Below are 21,508 nucleotides of genomic sequence, written 5' to 3'. Positions count from 1 at the left end.
GGGTGCCTTTCGGCCAACGCCTGGACCTGAGCACCAATATCCGTCCCGAGCACTGAGTCCTCCATATGTCATCGAACTGTCGGGTGTCGACGCGTTCACGTTCCGGTGCCGGCGTCGCGCGCACCACCAAGGGCCCGGGGAGTACGGCGAGCGGCACTGCTGTCATGGATGTGGGGCGAGATCAACAGCCGCTCAGCCCCAGTAGACCTTGCTCTCCCCCGCTCGGAACCGGGCCGTGGTCAGGAGCGCGAACAAGGCGGTGAAGCCGAGCAGAGCCCCGACCGGGAGGGCCACGTCGGCCAGGCCGCCCTGCTCCAGTACGACCGCGTGCAACCCGCGCACGCCCCAGTACGTCGGGAAGGCGGGGGCGACGGCGTCCACCCAGTCCGGCAGGGCGGACAGCGGGACAAGGGCTCCGCCGAGTGCCGCGAACGCGAGCCCGCAGACGCTGCTGATCGAGTTGAGCTGCTGGGACGTTCGGGAGACGGCGGTCATCAGGGCACCGAAGGTGCACAGGCACAGTGAGGTACCGAACAGAACCATGACCATGGCCGGCCAGGAGCCGGAGACCTGGAAGCCGAGCAGGGGTATCGCGGCGACGAACAGCCCGAGCATCTGGACGAGCGACATGATCACCCAGGGAGCCACCTTGCCCACGACGATGTCCAGTGTCGACGCGGGGCTGGCCCGGAGCCGGTCCCAGGTGCCCCAGCCGTAGTCGCGGAAGAACGCGAAGCCGGAGCGGCCCGCGCCGAGCGCGGCGAAGGCCACCGCCATCCCCGGGACGGCGAGTTCGGCCCCGCCGGTGCCGCTGGAGCTGGTGGCCGGCACGGCATGCGTGAAGAGACCCTGCGTCAGTGCCGCGAGTACGATCGGCATCGCGATCCCGAACAGGGCCGAACCCGGCATGGTGCCGATCACCCGGAGTTCTTGGCGCATGATCATCGCGCCCGCGCGGCCCATCACTGCAGCTCACCACCGGAGGCGTAGCGGCGCCCGGTCAGGGCGAGGTACACCGTCTCCAGACTGGCCTGCACGATCTCCACGCCGCGCAGCCGCCGGGCGTCCTCGCCCAGGGCGGGGATCGTCGCGGCGATCGTGGCGGCCGGGTCCGGTGTGGCGATGCGCAGCAGGTCCCCATGGCATGTGGCGAAGCCCTCTCGGCCCGGCTCGGCCACCACGAGCGGCGCCGGCCCGGCGAACCGGAACTCCACCGCGGGGGTGGAGTGCCCGGCCACCAGTTCCCGTACCGAACCGCGTGCGATCACGGTGCCGGATTCGAGCAGGACCACCGACGCCCCGAGCATCTCCACCTCCTGGAGATAGTGGGTGGAGTAGATGATCGCCGAGCCGTCCACCGCCAGTTCGCGGACGACGTCGAGCAGGTAGGTACGGGTCTCGATGTCCGCGCCCGCGGTCGCCTCGTCGAGCAGCAGCAGCCGCGGCCGGTGCAGCAACGCCATCGCGGTGTGCACGCGTCGTTTCTGGCCGCCCGAGAGCTGGCCCACCGGCCGGTTCAACAGGGGTTCGATGCGCAGCGCCCGCGCCACCTCGCCGATGCGCGTACCGAGCTCCCTGCCGCGCATGCCGGCCAACTCGCCGAAGAACCGCAGGTTGTGGCGTGCGCTCAGCACGGGATACACGGCCAGGTCCTGGGGCGCCAGACCTGTCATCCGCCGCGCCGCCCCGGGCTGCGCGAACGCGTCGACGCCGGCGATCGTGACCGAACCGGAGTCCGCCCGGCGCAGCCCTGCCACGATCGACACGAAGGTCGACTTGCCCGCGCCGTTCGGCCCGAGCAGGGACACGATCTCCCCGGAGCGGACCTCCAGGTCGACGCCACGCAGGACGGCGAACTCGCCGTAGGACTTGCGCAGTTGCCTCACTTCGAGCACCGGCCGGGCGGCCTCTTGCGGTGCCCGGGACCCGGCGCCGGCCCCCGCCGCGGCGACAAGAGGGCCGGGCTTCACGGTCGTCCTCCCGGTGGCAGGGGCTCGCACACGTGGGACCCGGCCGCCCTGAGGCCGCGGGACAGGCGCAGGTCCAAGACCCCGAAGCAACGCCGCAACCACCGGTCCTGCCCGTCGTAGCGGGGCTGGAAATCGGTGCGGCCGTGCACGGCGGCCCGGTTGTCGACGACGATCAGGTCGCCGGCGTCGAGCACCGTGCCCACCATCACCGCGATCATGGCGTGCCGCAGTTCGTCGAGCGCCCGCGCCGCGCCCTCACCGTCCGCTTCCATGGCGTGGAAGTCGGCGATCAGTTCGGGCTCGGCGTCCGGCCCGGACAGGACGGGCAGCGGCATCGAGACGGCGTCGGTTCCGGTGCCGCCGAAGGAGCTGCTGTGGCGGATCCGGAACAGCGGCCGGCGCAGTGTCGAGACGCATTCGGCGGACAGCCGGGGCAGCGCCCGCGTGATCGCGCCGGACGTGGTGAGTGCGCGGCGCTCGTGATCGGCGCGCAGGCACAGCAGTGTGACGAAGTCCGGCTTGAAGGGATGGAAACCATCCTCGGTGTGCAGTTCGAGCATCACACTGCCGCTGTTCTCCTGCCGCCTCTCGGCGCCCTTGACCGGCACGATGTCCTGGACGAGGCGGCCGGACTTCTCGTCCGCGTAGGCGATGACGTCGCCGAGCCAGGACACCATGGCGAGCTGGGCGACGGTCGCCAGCGGCAACCGCGACCAGTCCGGGGCGACACCGTCGGCGGGCGTCGGGGGCAGGTCGTCGTCGATCGGTACGTTCCGCACGATCAGGGTGCCGTGGGCGTTGCCTGCTTTTCTGAAGTGGCTGAGCGCCCGGGCCAGCCGCGTCGGGAGCCAGCGCGCCGCCAACTCGATGTCCGCCAGCAGGTCGGGGCCGTCGAGCAACGCCGGGTTCGCCAGGCCCGGGTGCGGCAGCCCGTCGGCCACCTCGGCGGCGACCTTCCGGAACTGCTCCGTCTCCTGCGCCGTCAGCTTCAGCGTCACCTCCTCGACGCCGCCGATGGCGAACTCCTGGTACGTCGGCAAACCGGTCCTCCTCACGATCTGATGCGTATTCACCGACGTGTCAGGAACCGGCTCCGTCCATGGCCTCAGCCAGGCTCTTCGGGCGCATGTCGGTCCAGTGCTCCTCGACGAAGGCGAGGCAGGCCTCCCTCGTGTCCTCCTCGTGGGCGACCTCCCATCCGGCCGGGACGTCCACGAAGGACGGCCAGAGCGAGTGCTGGCCCTCGTCGTTGACCAGCACCAGGTACGTGCTCTCGGGGTTCTCAAAGGGGTTGGTCATGGCTGTGCTTCCTTCTTCCTTCTGGTTTCTCCGACCGGATCACCCGGCTGGTCCCGGTGCCGGACGAACCTCCGGCACCGGCGGCTTTCGCTTCCTGTGATCTGTGGCCCGTGGTCTCTTCGGCCTTCGCCGGTGCTCCGGCTACCGGGTGTGCCCGTCCGGCGGCGCCGCGTCGCTCAGCCTCTCGGCCAGCACGCGGCCGATCCGGGCCAGCGGCTCCGGCCGGCACATCTCGCGGTGGGTGCAGTCCACGGCGTGCCGCTCCACGCGCCCGGTGACGGCGGGCTCCCAGACGGCTGCCGTGGGCAGCCCCGGCGGGCGTTCGTCCGTAGCCGTGAAGTGCAGGATGTCCCCGTCGAACCGGCCGGGCACGTGCGCCGCCGCGAGCTTGACGTTGTTGGTGAAGACCTCGGTGATGGCCACGACGCGGCGCTCCTCGATGTCCGCCAGGTGCCCGCCGCCGCTCCGCAGGATCTCCATGACATCGGCGATCCGCAGTGGTTCGCCGTCCTCGCCGTCCTCGGCGTGGCCCGCGAAGTCGAGCAGGGTGGCGAGGACTTCCCGCTCGTCCGCGGACGGAACCGGGGTGCCGGGGTCGCGGGGATAGGAGTCGAGCAGGGCGAGCAGGGAAACCTCCTCGTCCTCGGACTGGAGGCGGACCGCGACGGCGTGGGCCGCGAGGCCACCGAACGACCAGCCCATCAGCCGGTAGGGGCCGGTGGGCTGCACCGACCGGATCTGCGCCACGTAGTCGGTGACCAGGTCGTCCATCGTCTCCGGGTACGCGCCGGGCCGCGCGATGCCGCGGGACTGCAGCCCGTACACCGGAAGGTCCGGCCCCAGCAGCCGCAGCAGCCCGGTGTAGCACCAGCTCAGGCCGCCGGCGGGATGTACGCAGAACAGCGGCGGGCGTCCGCCGGAGGTCCGCAGCGGGAGGAGCACGTCGAAGGCGTCGCCCGAGACGCCGAGGTGCAGCCGGTCCATGAGGCGGCTCACCGTGGGCGCGGCGAACAGGTCCCGGACCGACAGGTCGAGGCCCATCGTGTCCCGGATCCGGCTCACCAGCCGGATCGCTGCCAGCGAGTCCCCACCGAGTTCGAAGAAGTCGTCGTCGATTCCGGCTCCGGCCACGCCGAGGAGTTCGGCGAACAGACCGCGGAGGATCTCCTCCTCGGGTGTGCGAGCCGGCCGCTTGGGCGTCACGAAGCGCGGGCCGGGCTCCGGCAGGGCACGCCGGTCCAGTTTGCCGCTGGTCGTCAGGGGCAGGGCGGCCACCACGACGACGTGGGCCGGCACCATGAAGTCCGGCAGCGCCGCCGCGGCGTGTGCCCGCAGGTCGGTCTCCCGTGGCTCGGCGCCCGGTGCCGCGACCACGTACGCCACCAGCCGCCGCTGTCCCGGCTGGTCCTCGCGCACCACCGCCGCGGCCCGGGCGACCGTCTCGTGCCGGGTCAGTACCGCATCGACCTCGCCGAGCTCGATGCGGAACCCCCGTAGCTTCACCTGGTCGTCCGCGCGGCCGACGAACCGCAGCACACCGTCCGCGGTCCACAGCGCGAGGTCACCGGTCCGGTACATCCGCTCACCCGGGGCGCCGAACGGGCAGGCGACGAACCGCTCCGCCGTGAGGCCGCGCCGGTTCAGGTAGCCGCGGGCGAGCTGGACCCCGGCCAGGTAGACCTCCCCGACCGTGCCCGGAGGCACCGGGCCGAGTCCCGCGTCGAGCACGTAGGCGCGCACGTTGGTGACGGGCCGGCCGATCGGCACCGGGCGGCCGTCCCCGAGCGATGCGGTGGCCGGCTCACGCTCGCAGGTCCAGGAGGTCGCGTGGACGGCGGTCTCCGTCGGTCCGTACAGATGGTGCAGGGTCACGTCCAGCACGGTCAGGGCACGGTCCCGCAGGTCCGCGGGGAGTGACTCGCCGCCGGTCAGGACCCGGCGCAGGCTGGTACAGCCGGCCGCGGCGGGTTCGTCGAGGAAGGCCCGCAGCATCGACGGCACGAAATGCACGGTCGTCACCGCGTGCTCTCGGATCGTCGAGGCCAAGTAGACCGGGTCGCGGTGCCCCTCTGGGTCGGCGACCACGATCCGGGCGCCGGTGGTCAGGGGCCAGAAGAACTCCCACACGGACGCGTCGAACGCCGTCGGCGCCTTGTACAGCACGATGTCGGAGGGCTCCAGCGCGTACTCGGCCTGTATGCCGAGCAGCCGGTTGACGACGGCGGCGTGCGGGACGACCACTCCCTTGGGCGTGCCGGTGGAGCCGGAGGTGTAGAGCACGTACGCGGGGTGCGACGGCGTCAGCCGCGTGGCGCGGGTGGTGTCGCCCGGGTCCGTGCCCGGCCGGTCGCCGGGGTTGCGTACCTGGGCCGGGTCGTCGAGGACGCAGACCGGCCGGGCGTCGTCGAGCACGGCGCGGATCCGCTCGGCGGGATGGTTCGCGTCGATGGGCAGATAGGCCGCGCCGGACTTGAGCACGGCCAGCAGCGCCACGGCCAGTTCGGCCGAGCGCGGCAGGGCGACGGCCACCACTCGCTCCGGTCCGGCGCCGCGCTCGATCAGGGCGTGGGCGAGCCGGTTCGCCCACGCGTTCAGCTCGGCGTAGGACAGGGTGACGCCGGATGCGGCCAGGGCCGGCGCGTCCGGTGTGCGGGCCGCCTGCGCCTCGAACAGCTCCGTCAGTGTCAGCGGGGACAGGGGCCGTGCGGTGTCGTTCCACGCCGTCAGGACCCGCTCACGCTCCGCGGGCGCGAGGGTGTCGAGTCGCCAGATCCGCTCGTCCGGGTCGGCGGTCGCGGCGTCGAGCAGCCGCTCGAACCTGGCCACCAGGTCCTGCACCGTCTGCCGGTCGAACAGGTCCGTGCTGTATTCGACGCCGCCCTCAAGACCGCCGGGCAGACCGTCCGCGGTGTGCCGCTCGGCGAGCCGGAACAGCAGGTCGAACTTGGCCGACTGTGACTCCACCGCCTCGGCCCGGTAGCGCAGGCCGTCCAGGTCCACGGCGAGGTCTTCGGCGTGCTGGAGGGTCAGCATCACCTGGAAGAGAGGGTGCCGGGCCGCCGAACGGGCCGGCTTGAGCACCTCGACCAGATGCTCGAAGGGTACGTCCTGGTTCGTGTGTGCGGCCAGGCCGACCTCGCGGACGCGGCCGAGCAGGTCCGCGAAGCTCGGGTTCCCACCGGTGTCGGTGCGCAGCACCAGGGTGTTGACGAAGCATCCGACGAGGTCGTCCAGCGCGTCCTCGGTACGCCCCGCGATCGGCGTGCCGATCGGGATGTCGGTGCCCGCGCCCTCCCGGGTGAGCAACGCGGCCAGCGCCGCCTGGACGACCATGAACAGACTCGCGTTGCCCGCCCGGGCCAGCCCGGCGAGCCGGGCGTGGACGTCCGCGTCCAGGCGCAGCGGCACTGTGGCGCCCCGCCGGCCGGCCACGTCCGGACGCGGCCGGTCCCGCCGCAGCTCCAGCTCGGCCGGCAGTCCCTCCAGGGCCTCCCGCCAGTACTCCACCTGGCGGGAGAGCACACTGTCCGGGTCGTCCGGCGCGCCGAGGAACCGCCGCTGCCACAGGGTGTAGTCGGCGTACTGGACGGCCAGGGGTGCCCAGGACGGGGACCGGCCCGCGCGCCGGGCGGCGTAGGCGCCGGACAGGTCGCGGGCGAACGGGCGGTTGGACCAGCCGTCCCCGGCGATGTGATGGAGCACGAGCAGCAGGACGTGCTCGTCCGGGCCGAGGTCGAACAGTGCCGCACGCAGGGGTGGTTCGGAGGTGAGGTCGAACCGGTGGGCCGCGGCGGCCGCGATCACCGCGGCGAGTCCGGCCTCGTCGACAGACTGGACGGGCAGTTCGACGGCTGCGTCGGCGGGGCTGAGGACGTGCTGGCGCGGGATCCCCCCGGAATCCGGGTAGACCGTGCGCAGCGCCTCGTGCCGGGCCACCACATCGCCCAGGGCCGCGCGCAGCGCCGAGACGTCGAGGTCGCCGGCCAAACGCAGGGCGAACGGCATGTTGTACGTGGCGGACGGGCCTTCCAGCCGTTGCAGGAACCAAAGGCGCTGCTGGGCGAACGACAGCGGCAGTTCGTCCGGACGCTCACCCGCGGGCCGCAGCGGCGGCCGTCGCCTGGCGCCCTCGCGGGGCGCGTCGAGCCGGGTCGCGAGACCGGCGACGGTCGGGGCCTCGAAAACGTCCCGCACGGTGAGTTCGGCGCCGAGCACCGCGCGGATGCGTGACACCAGCCGGGTCGCGAGCAGCGAGTGCCCGCCCAGGGCGAAGAAGTCGTCGTCGGTTCCGGCTCGTGCGATCCCGAGCGCCTCGGCGAACAGCCCGCACAGGATCTCCTCCGTCTGGCTGCGTGGCTCCCGGCCCGCGACCCCGTGGAAAACCGGCCCCGGGACCGGGAGTTCGCGGCGGGCCAGCTTCCCGCTGGGGGTGAGCGGCAATGCGTCGAGGACGACGATCGCGGCGGGAACCATGAACTCGGGCAGTCTTTCGGCGACGTACTCCCGGAGTTCGACGGGGTGCGCCGTGGCACCGGGCGCGGGCACCACGTAGGCGGTCAGGCGCTGGTCGCCGGGCCGGTCCTCACGCACCGTCGCGACCGCGTGCGCGACCGTGGCGTGCCGGGCGAGCGCCGCCTCGACCTCGCCGAGCTCGATCCGGTATCCGCGCAGTTTCACCTGCTCGTCCGCGCGTCCGGCGAACTCCAGCAGTCCGGCAGGCGTCCAGCGGGCCAGGTCACCGGTCCGGTACATCCTGGCTCCCGGCCCGCCGAACGGATCCGCGGCGAAGCGCTCCGCGGTCAGGCCGGGCCGGTTCAGGTAGCCGCGGGCGAGCTGGACGCCGGAAAGATAGACCTCCCCCACCACGCCGGGAGGCACCGGGCGCAGCCGTGCGTCGAGCACGTAGACCCGCATGTTCTGGACCGGACGGCCGATCACCGGCCGGTCGCTGTCGCGTACCCGGGCCCCGACCGCGTCCACCGTGCACTCGCTCGGCGCGTAGTAGTTGTGCACCTCGGTGCCCGGGTACGCGCGCAGCGTCTCCCACAGCGCTGCACCGGTGGCCTCCGCGCCGAGCAGGATCACGCCCGGCCGGTGGCCGGGGCCGTCCAGCATTCCCAGCGCGGCCAGTTCGCGCAGCAGCGACGGCGTGATCCCGAGGTAGTCGACCCGCCGGTCGCGTACGTAGTCCAGAAGGGCGACGGCGTCGCGGCGGGTGTCGTCGTCCACGATGTGCAGTTCGTGGCCGGCGATGAGGCCGAGGATCTGGCCCATGCTCGCGTCGAACGACAGCGACGCGGTGTGCGCCACCCGCAGCCGGCGCCCTTCCACCGCGGCCACGGTGGCCGCTGCGGGGGCGAACACCCGGTCGCGGTGGCTGGCGAACAGGTTGGCCAGCCCCTCGTGCGTCACGACCACACCCTTCGGCACGCCCGTCGACCCGGACGTGTACACGACGTACGCGGCGTGGTCCGCGCGTAACGCCGCCGACGGTCCGGTGCGCGCGCTCGGCCGCGCGACGGCATGGGCGTCCGCGTCCGCCTCGGGAAGATCGTCAGCGTCGGGCAGATCGTCCGCGTCCAGCAGTACCAGGGTGGCCCGGCTCCCGGCCAGGAGTCCGGCCAGGGTCCCTTCGGTCACCACCACGGGCACGGACGCGTCGGCGAGCATGAGCGACAGCCGCTCCGCGGGGTAGCCGGGGTCGAGCGGTACGCACACCCCACCGGCCTTCCACACGGCCAGGACGGCCGCGATCATGTCGGCCGACCTTCGCACGCACAGTCCGACCAGCGTGTCGGGACCGACACCGCGGCCGGCCAGGCGCCGCGCGAGCGTGTCCGCCCGGGCATTCAGTTCCGCGAACGTCCACTCCGTCCGGTCGGCGGTCACGGCCACCGCCTCCGGAGTCCGCTCAGCCTGTGCTTCGAAGGCCTCGGGCACCAGCACCGACGGCGGCTCGCCCGGCGTACCGTTCCACTCCACCAGCACCCGGGCCCGCTCCTGCGGAGTCAGGATCTCCAGGGCGCCGATCCGTCGCCCCGGGTCCGCGACCGCCGCCTGCAGGACCCGGACCACCCGGCCCATGATCGCCTCCGCGGCCTCACGGTCGAACAGGTCGATCTGGTGGTCCAGACGCAGGCGCAGCGGACTGCCGGGCATCACCATGAAGTTGAGCGGGTAGTGGGTGACGCCGTGGCTCCGGCTCCCGGCCACCCGCAGTCCGCTGCCGTGCGCCGCGGCGGCCAGGTCGCTCTCGCCGGCCGGGAGGTTCTCGAACACGGTCGCCGTGTCGAAGAGTTCACCCGAGTTCAGGCTGCGCTGGATGCCGGCCAGCCCCACGTGCTGACAGGGCATCAGGCGGGTCTGATCCTGCTGCAGCCGGGCCAGCATCCCGGACAGCGGCTCCGCCGGGTCGAGGCGGACGCGGACCGGCAGCGTGTTGGCGAACAGGCCGATCATCTTCTCGGCTCCGGGCACCTGGGGCGGGCGCCCGGACACCGTGGTGCCGAACACCACGTCGTCCCGGCCGGTCAGCTGGCCGAGCACGATCGCCCAGGCGCCCAGGAACACCGTGTTCAGGGTCAGGCCCTCGCGACGGGCGAGGCCGTCCAGCGCGGCGGCGAGGTCGTTCGGCAGGTCGCGGAGCACCTGGCCCGGCAGTTCCGGCGCCCGGGACGGGTCCGACGGGGCGACGCGGGTGGGCTCGTCGACGCCCTTCAGCACCTCGCGCCAGACGTCTTCGGCGGCCGCCCGGTCCAGGCCGGCCAGCCAGGCCAGGTAGTCGCGGTACCGGGCCGCCGGGGGCATCCCGTCCTCGCGACCGCCCCGCGTGTAGAGCTGGAACAGCTCGCCCAGCAGCAACTGCACGGACCACCCGTCCAGCACCAGGTGATGGGCGGTGAGGAGGAACCGGTACCGCGCCGGCCCGAGCCGGATGAGCGTGAACCGCAGCAGCGGCGGGCGGGCCGGGTCGAAGCGGCGGAGCCTGTCCGCCACCGCGATCCGCTCCGCCTCGGCCTCCCGCTCGGCGGGATCCAGCGCGCCGAGGTCGGCGTCCGTCCAGGGAAGCGCCACCTCACGCGGGATGATCTGCACCGGCTCGTCCAGGTCCTCGTGCCAGAAACCGGCCCGGAGGGCCGCATGGCGCCGCAGCAGGGCGCGCGCGGCGGCGCGCAGCGCCTCGGCGTCGAGGACACCCTCCAGGTCGAAGGCCATCTGCAGGGTGTAGAGGTCGAGCGCCGCCTCGTCGTAGAGCGCGTGGAACAGCAACCCTTCCTGCAGTGGCGCCAGCGGCAGGATGTCCTCCAGTTCCGCCTGCACATCCGCCTGCGTCATCGTGTTCTCCTCCATGCGGCCTCGAGCTGTTCGAGCTTGTCCTGGCTCAGCCGGACCAGCGGTACGTCGGACGGGGTACGGCCACCGGCGTCGGGCCGGGTGGCGTGGGCGGCCAGCGCGTCCAGTGCGCGCACCCAGGTGTCGGCCAGGTCCCGCAGGTCGGCCTCGGTGAACCGGGCCGGCGGCCGGCACCAGGTGGCGGTCAGCCGCGGGCCGTCCGGGTGCTGCACGGCTGCCGCTCGCACCTCGATCCGGTACTCCGGCTCCATGCCGGGCTCGCCCGGCCAGGAGCCGGAGGGAGTCCGGGGCAGCCGCCCGAGGTAGTGGAAGGCGGCCTGCGGCGAGGGCCGGCCCGCGAGGACCGGGGCGGTTTCGGGGTTGAGGTGGCGCAGCAGGCCGAATCCCAGGCCGCTGTCCGGCAGCGCCCTCAGTTCCTCCTTGACCCGCTTGAGCGCCATGCCGGCGGCGTGCCCGCCGTTCCACAGCTCGTTCCAGTCCACGCCGCCCAGCTCCAGGCGGACCGGATGGGTCGCGGTGAAGCAGCCCACGGTGCGGGACAGGTCGACGCCTTCGGCGATGCCGGTCCGGCCGGTCCTGCGTACGTCGGTCAGCACGGAGTCGCTCCTGATGCCGGGGATGTCCGTGCCACTCGGGTGACCGGGCCCCCGGCGGCGCCGCCAGTCGGCCAGCGCCAGCGCGAACGCCGTCAACAGCACGTCCTCGGCGTCGGCGTGGAAAGCCGCCGGCACGGTGGTGAGCAGCGCCTCGGTGCGTTCGGCGGACAGGGCGACCGTCAGCGTGCCGGTCCCGGCCGCCGTGTCCCCGGAGCTCTCCGCCGGCCGACCGTCGGCATCCCGCCCCGGCTGGTCCGGCTCGGGGCCGGGGGCATGGGGCCCGACCTGTTCGGCGTCGGGCTCAGCGGAACCGTCCGGCTCGGTGAGGACCCCGGTCCACCGTGCAAGCTCCTCGACCCGCCGCGCGTCCCGTGCCTGGGCGCGCAGGTGCTGGGCCCATCGCCGGAACGACGTGCCGACCGCGGCGAGTTCCGGGCGCCGGCCCTCACCGGACGCCGCGCAGGCTGCGGTGATGTCCTGCAGCAGGATCCGCCAGGACTCGGGGTCCGTGACGAGGCGGTGCAGCACGAGCAGCAGCCGCCCGGGCCGGCCGGGGCCGGCGTCGAACCAGACCGCCTGGACCATCACCCCGGACGCCGGGGCGAGGCGGGCCGACGCCGCCCGTTCCTCCGCGGCGGTCAGGTCCTCGGTGCACGCGACGACGACCCGGTGCAGGCAGTCCGCGGCCCGGACCGTACCGGGCGGCGTCACCTCCAGCAGCCACTCGTCCGGGCCCGTCCGCGGGGGCTCGCCGGGGACACGGGTCAGACGCGTGCGCAGCGCGTCGTGATGGTCAAGGACCGCCTGCAGAGCCGCTTCGAGCCGCTCCGCGTCCAGCCCGGCCGGGACCTCCACTGTCATGGCCTCGTACCGGGTGCCGGGGTCCGGGTCCCGCTCGCGCAGCGCGTGGAGGGCCGGTGTCAGCGGCACCGTGCCGATGCCCGCCTGCGGCGCCTCGGCCTCCGCCTCCCCGCCGAGGGTTTGGGCAGCCGCGGCCAGTTCCGCCACGGTGCGGTGCCGGAACACGTCCTGGGGGGCGATCGCGAGCCCTGCGGCGCGGGCCTTGCTGACCACCTGGATGGAGACGATGCTGTCGCCGCCGATGTCGAAGAAGTTGTCGTCGACGCCGACGGTCGGGAGGCCGAGTACGTCGGCGAAGATGTCGCGCAGCAGGCGCTCCCGTGCGGTGGTGGGCGGGCGGCCCGCCGGGGTGCCGGGCTGCTCCGGCGCGGGCAGCGCCTTGCGGTCGACCTTCCCGTTCGGCGTCAGCGGCAGGGCGTCGAGCGTGACGACGGCCGACGGAACCAGGTATTCCGGCAGCTTCTTCCGCAGCCAGGCACGCACCGAGGTGCCCAGCGCCACCGGCGCCGTCACAGCCGCCGGGTCGTTGGTGAAGGCCCTCAGCGACGACCGGTCCGCCACCGCGGGGGCCACCGGCAGGTACCCCCCGGTGACCGCGGTGCCGGCACCGTCGCCGGCGTCGGCGAACAGCACGTCGAAACAGTCGTCCCCTTCCGCGCCCGACCAGGTGACGGCCACCCACAGCCCGAGCCTTTCGCCCAGCTCGCACAGGGTCTCCGGGTCCACGGCCGCGACCGGCGCGACGGTAGCCTCGCCCGCCAGCCGGGCGTTGGGAATGCCGGTGACCCGCAGCCGGTCCGGACGGCCCTCGCCCAGCAGCGCGGCCAGTCCCTCCGTTCCGCCGGCCAGGTCCTGCCAGCGCATCACCGGTGCGTCCCCGAACGGCCGGGGCGGTGACGCCAGCGGCGAGCGGTGCAGCACGGCGTCGTAGCGGTAGCGGGACAGCTCGTTGTGGTACCGCCCCCGCTTGAGGCGGATGTCCACGGAGCCGACCCCCGGCACCACACCGGCCAGGGCCGGGAAGTAGTCCGGATCGACCAGCAGCTCCCGCTCCTGCCCCGCGTTGCCCGTGGCCGCCTGCAGCATCGGCAGCAGCCGCAGGTTGCGGATGTCACCCAGGAACAGGGCACCGCCCGGCGCCAGCAGTCGCATCAGGTTGCCGATCACCTCGGTCAGGTAGTCGGCGTCCGGGAAGTACTGGGCGACCGAATTGAGCACCACGGTGTCGAAGCAGCCCTCGGGCAGCCCGGTGAGGTCGTCCGCGGGCTGTGCCCGCAGCTGCACCTTGCCGGCGATCGCCGGCTCATCGGCGACCTGTGCCGCCAGGGACTCGATCACCGCCGCCGACAGGTCGGTGCCCCAGTACTCGTCGCAGTCCGCGGCGAGCTGGGAGAGGATCAGGCCGCGGCCGACCCCGATCTCCAGGATGCGCCCGGGCCGCAGCTCACGGATCCGCGTGACGGTCGCGTCCCGCCACTGCCTCATCTCGTCTTCCGGGATCGGCTCCCCGTCGTAGCTGCTGTTCCAGCCGGTGAAGTCCTCGCCGAACGGGGCCGGCTCCGACTCGCCGTACAGCGTGTCGTACAGCTGCCGCCACTCGCCCAGCACCCGGTCGGACCCGTCCGGCGCACCACCGGTGTCCGCGGTGGCCGCACCGCTCGCGGTCTCCTCGGTGTCCTTCCCCGGTACGACGTACCCGACCAGGCGGCTTCCGCCGGGCCCGTCCTGGCGGGCCACCGCGACCGCCTGCCCCACGCCGGGATGGGCGGCCATCGCGGACTCCACCTCACCCAGCTCGATCCGATGGCCCCGCACCTTGACCTGCTCGTCGGCCCGCCCGGCGAACTCCAGATCGCCCTCGGAGTTCCACCGCGCGAGGTCCCCCGTGCGGTACATCCGCGTACCCGGCTCGGCGAACGGACAGGCCAGGAACCGCTCGGCGGTCAGGCCGGACCGTCCGAGGTAGCCGCGGGCCAGGCCCGCGCCCGTCAGATACAACTCGCCCACCACGCCCGGCGGCACCGGGCGCAGCCCGGCGTCTAGCACATAGGCCCGGGTGCCGAGGATCGGCGTGCCGATGGGCGGCACGCCGCCCTCGCCGGACAGCGGCCGGCTCATCGTGCCGCAGACCGTCGACTCGGTCGGCCCGTAGGCGTTGACCATCCGCCGGCCGCGGCTCCAGGCCGCCACCGTCTCCGGCGGGCAGGCCTCACCGGCCACCACCAGGGTGGTCACCGTCGGCAGCTGGTCGGGCGTCATCACCCCGAGCGCCACCGGCGGCACCGTCAGATGGGTCACACCGTGCTCGGCCGCCAGCGCGGCGAGGTCCGGGCCGGGCAGCAGCCGTTCGGCCGGCGCCACCACCAGTGCCGCACCGGTCAGCAGCGCCATGCACAGCTCCCAGAACGCCGCGTCGAAGCTCGGCGAGGCGAACTGCAGGACCCGGCTGCCCGGTCCGGCGCCGAAGGCCCGCGTCTGTGTCGCCACCAGGCCGGCCGCACCGGCGTGGGTGACCACCACACCCTTGGGCCTGCCGGTCGAGCCGGATGTGTACAGGACGTAGGCCGGGTTGGCCGGTGCCAGTGGCCGTACCCGGTCGGCGTCACCGGGGTCGGTGCACGCCCGGCCGGCCAGGTCCGCGGTGAGCTGCCCGCCGGCGTCCAGGTCCAGCCTGGGCAGGCCGGCGGCCCCGGGAATCTCGGCGCCGCCGATGCCACCCGTCAGCAGCAGCGACGGGCGGGCGTCGGCGAGCATGAACGCGAGGCGCTCCGCCGGGTAGCCGAGGTCCAGCGGGAGGTAGGCCGCCCCCGCCTTGAGCGTTCCGAGGACCGCGACGATCAGTTCGGCGGAGCGGGGGAAGGCCAGCGCGACGGTCTGCTCGGGCCCGACGCCGCGCGAGATCAGCAGGTGGGCCAGGCGGTTGGCCCGCGTGTTCAGCTCCGCGTACGACAGGGTGAGGTCCCCGGCGATGACGGCCGCCGCGTCCGGAGTCCGGGCCGCCTGCGCCTCGAACAGCGCCGGCAGGCCGGCCAGGGCGATCCGGTCGTCGGCTGCGCCAAGCATCCGGGTCCGCTCGGCGGGCGTGAGGAGGTCGGCCTGGCCGATGGGCTGCGCCGGGTCAGCGGTCACCGCCTCCAGCAGCCGGATCCACCGTGCGGCCATCGACTCGACGGTCTGCCGGTCGAAGAGGTCGGTGCTGTACTCCACGGTGGCGCGCACCCCGCCGAAGGAACCGGCCGGCGCCCCCTGCGGCGCGGGCCGTTCGGTGACGCTGAAGAACAGGTCGAACCGCGACGTCCCCGAACTGGCCGGCTCCGGCGTCACGTCGACACCGGCCAGCGCCAGGCCGGCGGCCGGTGTGTTCTGCAGCACCAGCGCCACCTGGAACAGCGGGTGGCGGTTCGGGGAGCGGACCGGGTTCAGTACCTCCACCAAGTGCTCGAAGGGCACGTCCTGGTGCGAGTACGCGGTCAGAGCGGTATCCCGCACGCGCCGCAGCAGTTCACCGAACGACGGGTCGCCCGTGGTGTCCGTCCGCATCACCAGCGTGTTGACGAAGAGCCCGATCGCGTCGTCGAGCGCCTCGTCGCGCCGCCCGGCGACCCCGCTGCCGATCGGCAGGTCCGTACCGGCACCGAGCCTGGTCAGCAGGGCGGCCAGGCCGGCGTGCAGCACCATGTGGAGGCTGGCTTCCTCGACCCGGGCGAGGCCCGCCAGCCTGCGGTGCAGTTCGGGGCTCAGGTCGAAGCCGAACATCTCGCCGCGGTAGGTGGACACGGCGGGGCGGGGGCGGTCCGCCGGAAGCGCGAGTTGCTCGGGCAGGTCCGCCAGGGTCTCGGCCCAGTACGCCACCTGCCGGGCGAGCAGGCTGTCGGGGTCCGTCTCGTCTCCGAGCAGAGCGCGCTGCCAGAGCGTGTAGTCCACGTACTGGACCGCCGGCGGCGCCCATGACGGTGCCTCGCCCCGGCTCCGCGCGGCGTAGGCGGTCGCGAGGTCCCGCGAGAGCGGGGCCATCGACCATCCGTCGCCGGCGATGTGGTGCACCAGCACGACCAGTACGTGTTCACGCTCGCCCAAAACGAACAGTTCCGCCCGCAGCGGCAGGTCGACCGCGAGGTCGAAGGGGTAGCGCGCCGCCTCGCGTACGGCCGTGCGCAGCCCGGTCTCGTCGAGGTGCCGAACGATCAGTTCGGGGCGGGCGTCGGCCGCGCCGAGGACGAGCTGCCGGGGCACGCCGCCCGCCACCGGGAACACGGTGCGCAGACTTTCGTGCCGTGCCGCGACGTCGGCGAGCGCGGCCCGCAGCGCCTTCTGATCCACTTCTCCGCGCAGGCGCAGGGCGATCGGCATGTTGTACGTCGCGCTCGGCCCCTCCAGGCGGTGCAGGAACCACAGGCGCTGCTGTGCGAAGGACAGCGGCACCACCTCGGGCCTGGGCATGGGCCGCAGGGCCGGCCGCACGTCGTCCTGGTGTGCCTCCGCTTCACTCAGCCGTTCGGCGATCCCGGCGACCGTGGGCGCCTCGAACACCGTCCGGACGGCGAGTTCGACACCGAGGGCGGCACGGATACGGCTGATCAGCCGGGTGGCCAGCAGCGAGTGCCCGCCGAGGGCGAAGAAGTTGTCGTCGACGCCGACCGCCGCGACGCCGAGTACCTGAGCGAACAGGTCGCGCAGCACCTGCTCCCGGGGCGTGGCCGGCCGCCGCGAGCCCGCCAGGGAGCCGAGGTACGGCGCGGGGAGCGCCGCCCGGTCGAGCTTCCCGTGCGCGGTCAGGGGAAGCTCGTCGAGGACCACCACGGCGGCCGGGACCATGTACTCGGGCAACTGCTCCCGCAGCGACATGGTCAGTGAGGCGACCAGTGCGCCGCGCTGCCCGGCCGCCGCCGGGTCGTTGGCGAGCGCCGTCGGCGGCGCGGCCGACGGGGCCGGACGGTGGACACCACCGAGCGCGGTCACGGCCGGGTCCACGAAGAGCACGTCGAGGCTCTCCGCGTCGTCGCCGGACCGGGTCACCGCCACCCGGTAGCCGGCGCGCTCGCCCAGTGCGCAGAAGTCGTCCGGGCCGAGGCGCGGAGCCGACGACCGCTCAGCGGCCCCGAGCAGGGCGAGCAGTTCGGGCAGCGGCCTTCCCTCGTCCAGGGCGCGCAGGGCGGCGGCCTCGTCGGCGACCCGCTCGTCCGGCACCCCGGTCACCCGCAGCGCGGGCACGCGGTTCTCGGCGAGGTCCCGTTCGAGCGCGTCCAGCGCGGTGACGTCGTGGCCCCATCGCAGCTCCGGGGCCGCCTCCAGCTGCTGCAGCCCGGTGGCCGGCTGCTTGTGCAGCACGACGTCGTACCGGTAGCGGCACAGCTCGTTGACGTAGGCGCCGCGCTTGACCTGCAGGTCGACGCCGGCGATGTCGTCCCGCCGGTCCGCGAGCGCGGTGAAGAACGCGGGGTCGAGCAGCAGCTCCTTCTCCAGCAGCACCGCTTGTTCCACCGCGCGGCGTACCACGGCGATGTCGGCCGACGACGTGGCGCGGCGCAGCTGTACCGCCGTGTGCAGACACCGCAGGGCCCGCAGATCACGCACGTCGCCGAGGAACAGGGCGCCGCCGGGGGCCAGCCGCTCCAGCGCCGTGCCTATCACGTCGGTGAGATGGGCGGCGTCCGGGAAGTACTGGACCACCGAGTTGATCACCACCGTGTCGAAGTAGCCGGCCGGCAGCCCGTTGGCGTCCGTGGCGGGCTGGACGCGCAGTTCCACGCGTTCGTCCAGGCCCCGCTCGGCCACCTGGGCCCGCAGTCGTTCGACGGCGTCCGCCGAGATGTCGATGCCCCAGTAGGCCTCGCAGTCGGGCGCGAGCTGGGAGAGCAGCAGGCCACTGCCCACGCCGATCTCCAGCACACGGCGTGGCCGCAGCTCCCGGATGCGCGCGACGGTGGCGTCCCGCCACTTGCGCATCTGCCCGACCGGGATCGGCTCCCCGTCGTAGCTGCTGGTCCAGCCGACGAAGTCCTCGCCGAACGGGGACGGCTCCTCGGCGGCCCGCTCGGTGCCGTAGAGGGAGTCGTACACCTCCTGCCATTCGCCGAGCTGGGCCCGGGCCGCCTCGCCGTCCCGCCGCCCGTCGGCCGCGGGCACGACGTAGGCCACCAGGTGGGCGCCGGACGCCTCGTCCTCCCGGGCTACGACCGCGGCCTGGGCCACGGCCTCGTGCCGGGACAGAGTCGCCTCGATCTCCGCCGGTTCGATCCGGTACCCGCGGACCTTGACCTGTTCGTCGGCGCGGCCGACGAAGACGAGATCCCCGCCGGGGGTCCATCGGGCCAGGTCCCCGGTCCGGTACATCCGGGCCCCCGGCCCGCCGAACGGGTCGGCCACGAACCGCTCGGCGGTCAGGCCGGGCCGGTTCAGGTAGCCACGGGCGAGCTGCGCCCCGGCAAGGTACAGCTCTCCGGTCGCGCCCGGCGGTACCAGCCGCATCCCCGCGTCGAGCACGTATGCCCGCGTGTTCGGGACGGGACGCCCGACCGGCATCGGTCCGTTCGCGATTCCGGCCCCGGGCGGCACGCGGAACGTGACGCAGCCGACCGTGGCCTCCGTCGGCCCGTACTCATTGACCACGGTGGCCTGCGGGTGCGACCGCCGCCATGGCGCGAGCAGTTCACCGGTGAGCTGCTCGCCGCCCACGACCAGCTCCGCGACCGCCGCCTCCTGCCCGGGTGAGACGCCCAGCAGCGCCAGGTGGCTCGGCGTCGCCTTGAGGAACGTGTACGGACCCGGGGCCGACGATCCGTTGGACAGGTCGCCGACCAGCACCCGTCCGCCCGCGGTCAGCGACGCGAACAGCGCCGTGACGGTCAGGTCGAAGGAGACCGGCGAATGCAGCAGCGCCGTCCCTGCTGTGCCGGGGTAGGCCCGGCGGGCGAAGTCCAGGTAAGCCGCCAGGGCACGGTGCTCGACGAGCACGCCCTTGGGGTGGCCCGTGGAGCCCGAGGTGTAGATCACATAAGCGGGATGCGCCGGCCGCAGCGCCGCATTCCGGTCGGCGTCGGACGGGTCGTGCTCCCGCTGTTCGCCGGCGGCGCGTGCCACCTCGGGGTCGTCGACCGCGAGCCAGTGCAGGCCGGTCTCCGGCAGGTCCGCGGCGAGCGTGCTCAGCGTGAGCCCGCAGGTCGCGCGGGCGTCGTCCAGCACGTAGCGGAGCCGCGCGGCCGGGTGGGCCGGATCCACGGGCAGGTACGCGGCGCCCGCCTTGACCACGGCCAGCAGCGCGACGACGAGGTCGGCGGAGCGCGGCAGGGCGACCGCCACGACCTGCTCCGGGCCCAGTCCGCGGCCGATGAGCAGATGCGCCAGCCGGTTGGCCCGTGCGTTCAGCTCGGTGTAGCTGAGGTCGGTGCCGCCGTCGGTCACAGCGACCGCGTGTGGCGTCCGCGCCGCCTGCGCCTCGAACGCCTCCGGCAGCAGCGTCAGCGGGAACTCGGACTCGGTGCCGTTCCACGTCACCAGCAGGCGCTCGCGCTCGGCCGCGTCGGTGAGGTCGAAGGAGCTGATGGACCGGTCCGGCCCGGTCGCCGCGGCTTCGAGCAGTCGCACGAAGCGTGCCGCCAGCGCCTCGGCGGTGCCGTGGTCGAACAGGTCCGCGCTGTACTCGAGTACCCCGTCGACCCGGTCCGGGCCGCCGTCCTCGGTGTACCTGTCGGTGAGGCTGAACAGCAGGTCGAACTTCGCCGCGCCCACTTCGGCGATGTCGGGGGTCACCCTGAGGCCGGGCATGGCGAATTCGGGGTCGGCGTTGTTCTGCAACGTCAGCATCACCTGGAACAGCGGGTGCCGGGCGGCCGACCTGACCGGGTTGAGCAGTTCGACCAGCTGCTCGAAGGGAACGTCCTGGTTGGCGTAGGCGGCGAGGTCGGTCTCGCGTACCCGCTCCAGCAGACCGGCGAAGGACGGGTCCCCCGACGTGTCCAGGCGGAGCGCGAGCGTGTTGACGAAGAAACCCACGAGGTTGTCGAGGGCCTCGTCGGTACGCCCGGCGATGGCGCTGCCGATGGGGATGTCCGTACCCCCGCTGAGCCTGCTGAGCAGGGTGGCGAGCCCGGCCTGCAACACCATGAAGAGGGTCGCTCCGCGTTCACGCGCCAGTTCGGCAAGCCGGAGGTGCAGGCCCGCGTCCAGCGTGAACAGCACCCTCCCGCCGCGGTGGCCGGCCACCGCCGGACGGGGCCGGTCGGTGGGCAGGTCCAGCTGCTCGGGCAGCCCGCCCAGCGTGCGCTCCCAGTGGGCGATCTGTGCGGAGATCAGGCTGTTCGGGTCGTCCTCGCTGCCGAGGAGGTCGCGCTGCCACAGCGCGTAGTCGGCGTACTGGACGGGCAGCGGTGCCCACTGGGGAGGCCGGCCGGAGCAGCGGGCCGTGTAGGCGACCGAGAGGTCCCGGGCGAACGGGACGTTCGACCAGCCGTCACCCGCGATGTGGTGGATCACCAGCAGCAGCACGTGCTCGTCCGGGCCGAGCGCGAACAGAAAGGCCCGCAGCGGCGCTTCGGTCGTCAGATCGAACCGGTATCCGGCCGCGGCGGCCAGCGCCCCGGTGAGCCCGTCCTCGCCGACCTGGTGGAGCGGGAGCTCGACCACCGCCTCGTCCGGGCCGAGTATCGCCTGTCGCGGGTCCCCGCTGACCTCGGGGAAGACCGTGCGCAGGGTCTCGTGCCGGGCGACGACGTCGTTCAGGGCGGCGTGCAGGGCACCGGCGTTCAGGTCTCCGGACAGGCGCAGCGCGAAGGGCATGTTGTAGGTCGGGCTGGGCCCTTCCAGTTTGTGCAGGAACCACAGCCGGCGCTGCGCGAACGACAACGGAAGCACGTCGGGTCGGTGGGCCGCCGCGCGCAGCGCCGGCCGTTCTTCGCCCCCGACATCGATCCGGGCTGCCAGGCCCGCCACCGTGGGCGCCTCGAACAGGTCCCGTACCGAGAGCTCCGCCCCGAGCACGGACCGGATGCGGGAGATCAGCCGGGTTGCCAGCAGCGAGTGCCCGCCGAGATCGAAGAACCCGTCGTCGACGCCGACCCCGGGGACGCCGAGCACCTCGGCGAACAGACCGGCCAGGATCTCCTCCGCGGCCGTGCGCGGAGCCCGGCCGACAGCCGGTGCGTCGACTTCCGGGGCGGGCAGGGCGGCGCGGTCGAGCTTGCCGTTGACCGTGAGGGGAAGGGCATCGAGCACGACGACGGCCGCCGGGACCATGTACTCGGGCAGACTGCGGCCGGCATACGCCCGCAACCCGGCCGGATCCACCACCGCTCCCGACGCGGCCATCACGTAGGCCACCAGCCGCTGGTCGCCGGGGCGGTCCTCCCGGACCACGACCACGGCCTGCGCCACGTCCTCATGCCCGGCCAGCACCGCTTCGATCTCACCCAGCTCGATACGCAACCCACGCAG

6 protein-coding genes (1 of these 6 only partly in view) are annotated in these 21,508 nt (G+C 73.4%); all 6 read right to left on the bottom strand.

Features of this window, described 5'->3' with window-relative positions; genetic code table 11:
• Positions 1–192 precede the first annotated feature (192 nt).
• Complete coding sequence (locus ACFY0F_RS09110) at positions 193–963, bottom strand: ABC transporter permease (protein WP_388791040.1); 771 nt, start codon at positions 961–963, stop codon at positions 193–195.
• Positions 963–1,970, bottom strand: coding sequence for an ABC transporter ATP-binding protein (locus ACFY0F_RS09105; RefSeq protein WP_388791038.1), 1,008 nt, complete (start codon positions 1,968–1,970; stop codon positions 963–965). Before ACFY0F_RS09105 ends, ACFY0F_RS09110 begins: the two co-directional genes overlap by 1 nt.
• Positions 1,967–3,010: a TauD/TfdA family dioxygenase gene (locus ACFY0F_RS09100; protein ID WP_388791036.1), complete on the bottom strand. Its 1,044-nt coding sequence runs from the start codon at positions 3,008–3,010 to the stop codon at positions 1,967–1,969. Before ACFY0F_RS09100 ends, ACFY0F_RS09105 begins: the two co-directional genes overlap by 4 nt.
• A 40-nt stretch (positions 3,011–3,050) precedes the next feature.
• The gene (locus ACFY0F_RS09095) at positions 3,051–3,269 is read right to left on the bottom strand and encodes an MbtH family protein (RefSeq protein WP_388791034.1); all 219 of its coding nucleotides are present in this window, start codon (positions 3,267–3,269) and stop codon (positions 3,051–3,053) included.
• A 141-nt stretch (positions 3,270–3,410) separates the two neighbouring features.
• Positions 3,411–10,604: an amino acid adenylation domain-containing protein gene (locus tag ACFY0F_RS09090; RefSeq protein ID WP_388791032.1), complete on the bottom strand. Its 7,194-nt coding sequence runs from the start codon at positions 10,602–10,604 to the stop codon at positions 3,411–3,413.
• On the bottom strand, positions 10,601–21,508 hold the end of the coding sequence (locus tag ACFY0F_RS09085) for a non-ribosomal peptide synthase/polyketide synthase (RefSeq protein WP_388791030.1). Its footprint extends 12,021 nt past the window's final position; only the last 10,908 of its 22,929 coding nucleotides appear in the window; its start codon lies off the right edge, out of view — the gene reads right to left on this strand; its stop codon occupies positions 10,601–10,603. The genes ACFY0F_RS09090 and ACFY0F_RS09085 overlap by 4 nt, the downstream gene beginning before the upstream one ends.

The sequence above is a fragment of the Streptomyces sp. NPDC001544 genome, assembly GCF_042894285.1.
Taxonomy (GTDB): domain Bacteria; phylum Actinomycetota; class Actinomycetes; order Streptomycetales; family Streptomycetaceae; genus Streptomyces.
This window is presented reverse-complemented; position numbering and strand designations above follow the sequence as displayed.

Coding starts and splice junctions, on each gene's coding strand:
- ACFY0F_RS09090 (WP_388791032.1), bottom strand. CDS start 10,604: ATGACGCAGGCGGATGTGCAGGCGGAACTGGAGGACATCCTGCCGCTG.
- ACFY0F_RS09110 (WP_388791040.1), bottom strand. CDS start 963: ATGGGCCGCGCGGGCGCGATGATCATGCGCCAAGAACTCCGGGTGATC.
- ACFY0F_RS09095 (WP_388791034.1), bottom strand. CDS start 3,269: ATGACCAACCCCTTTGAGAACCCCGAGAGCACGTACCTGGTGCTGGTC.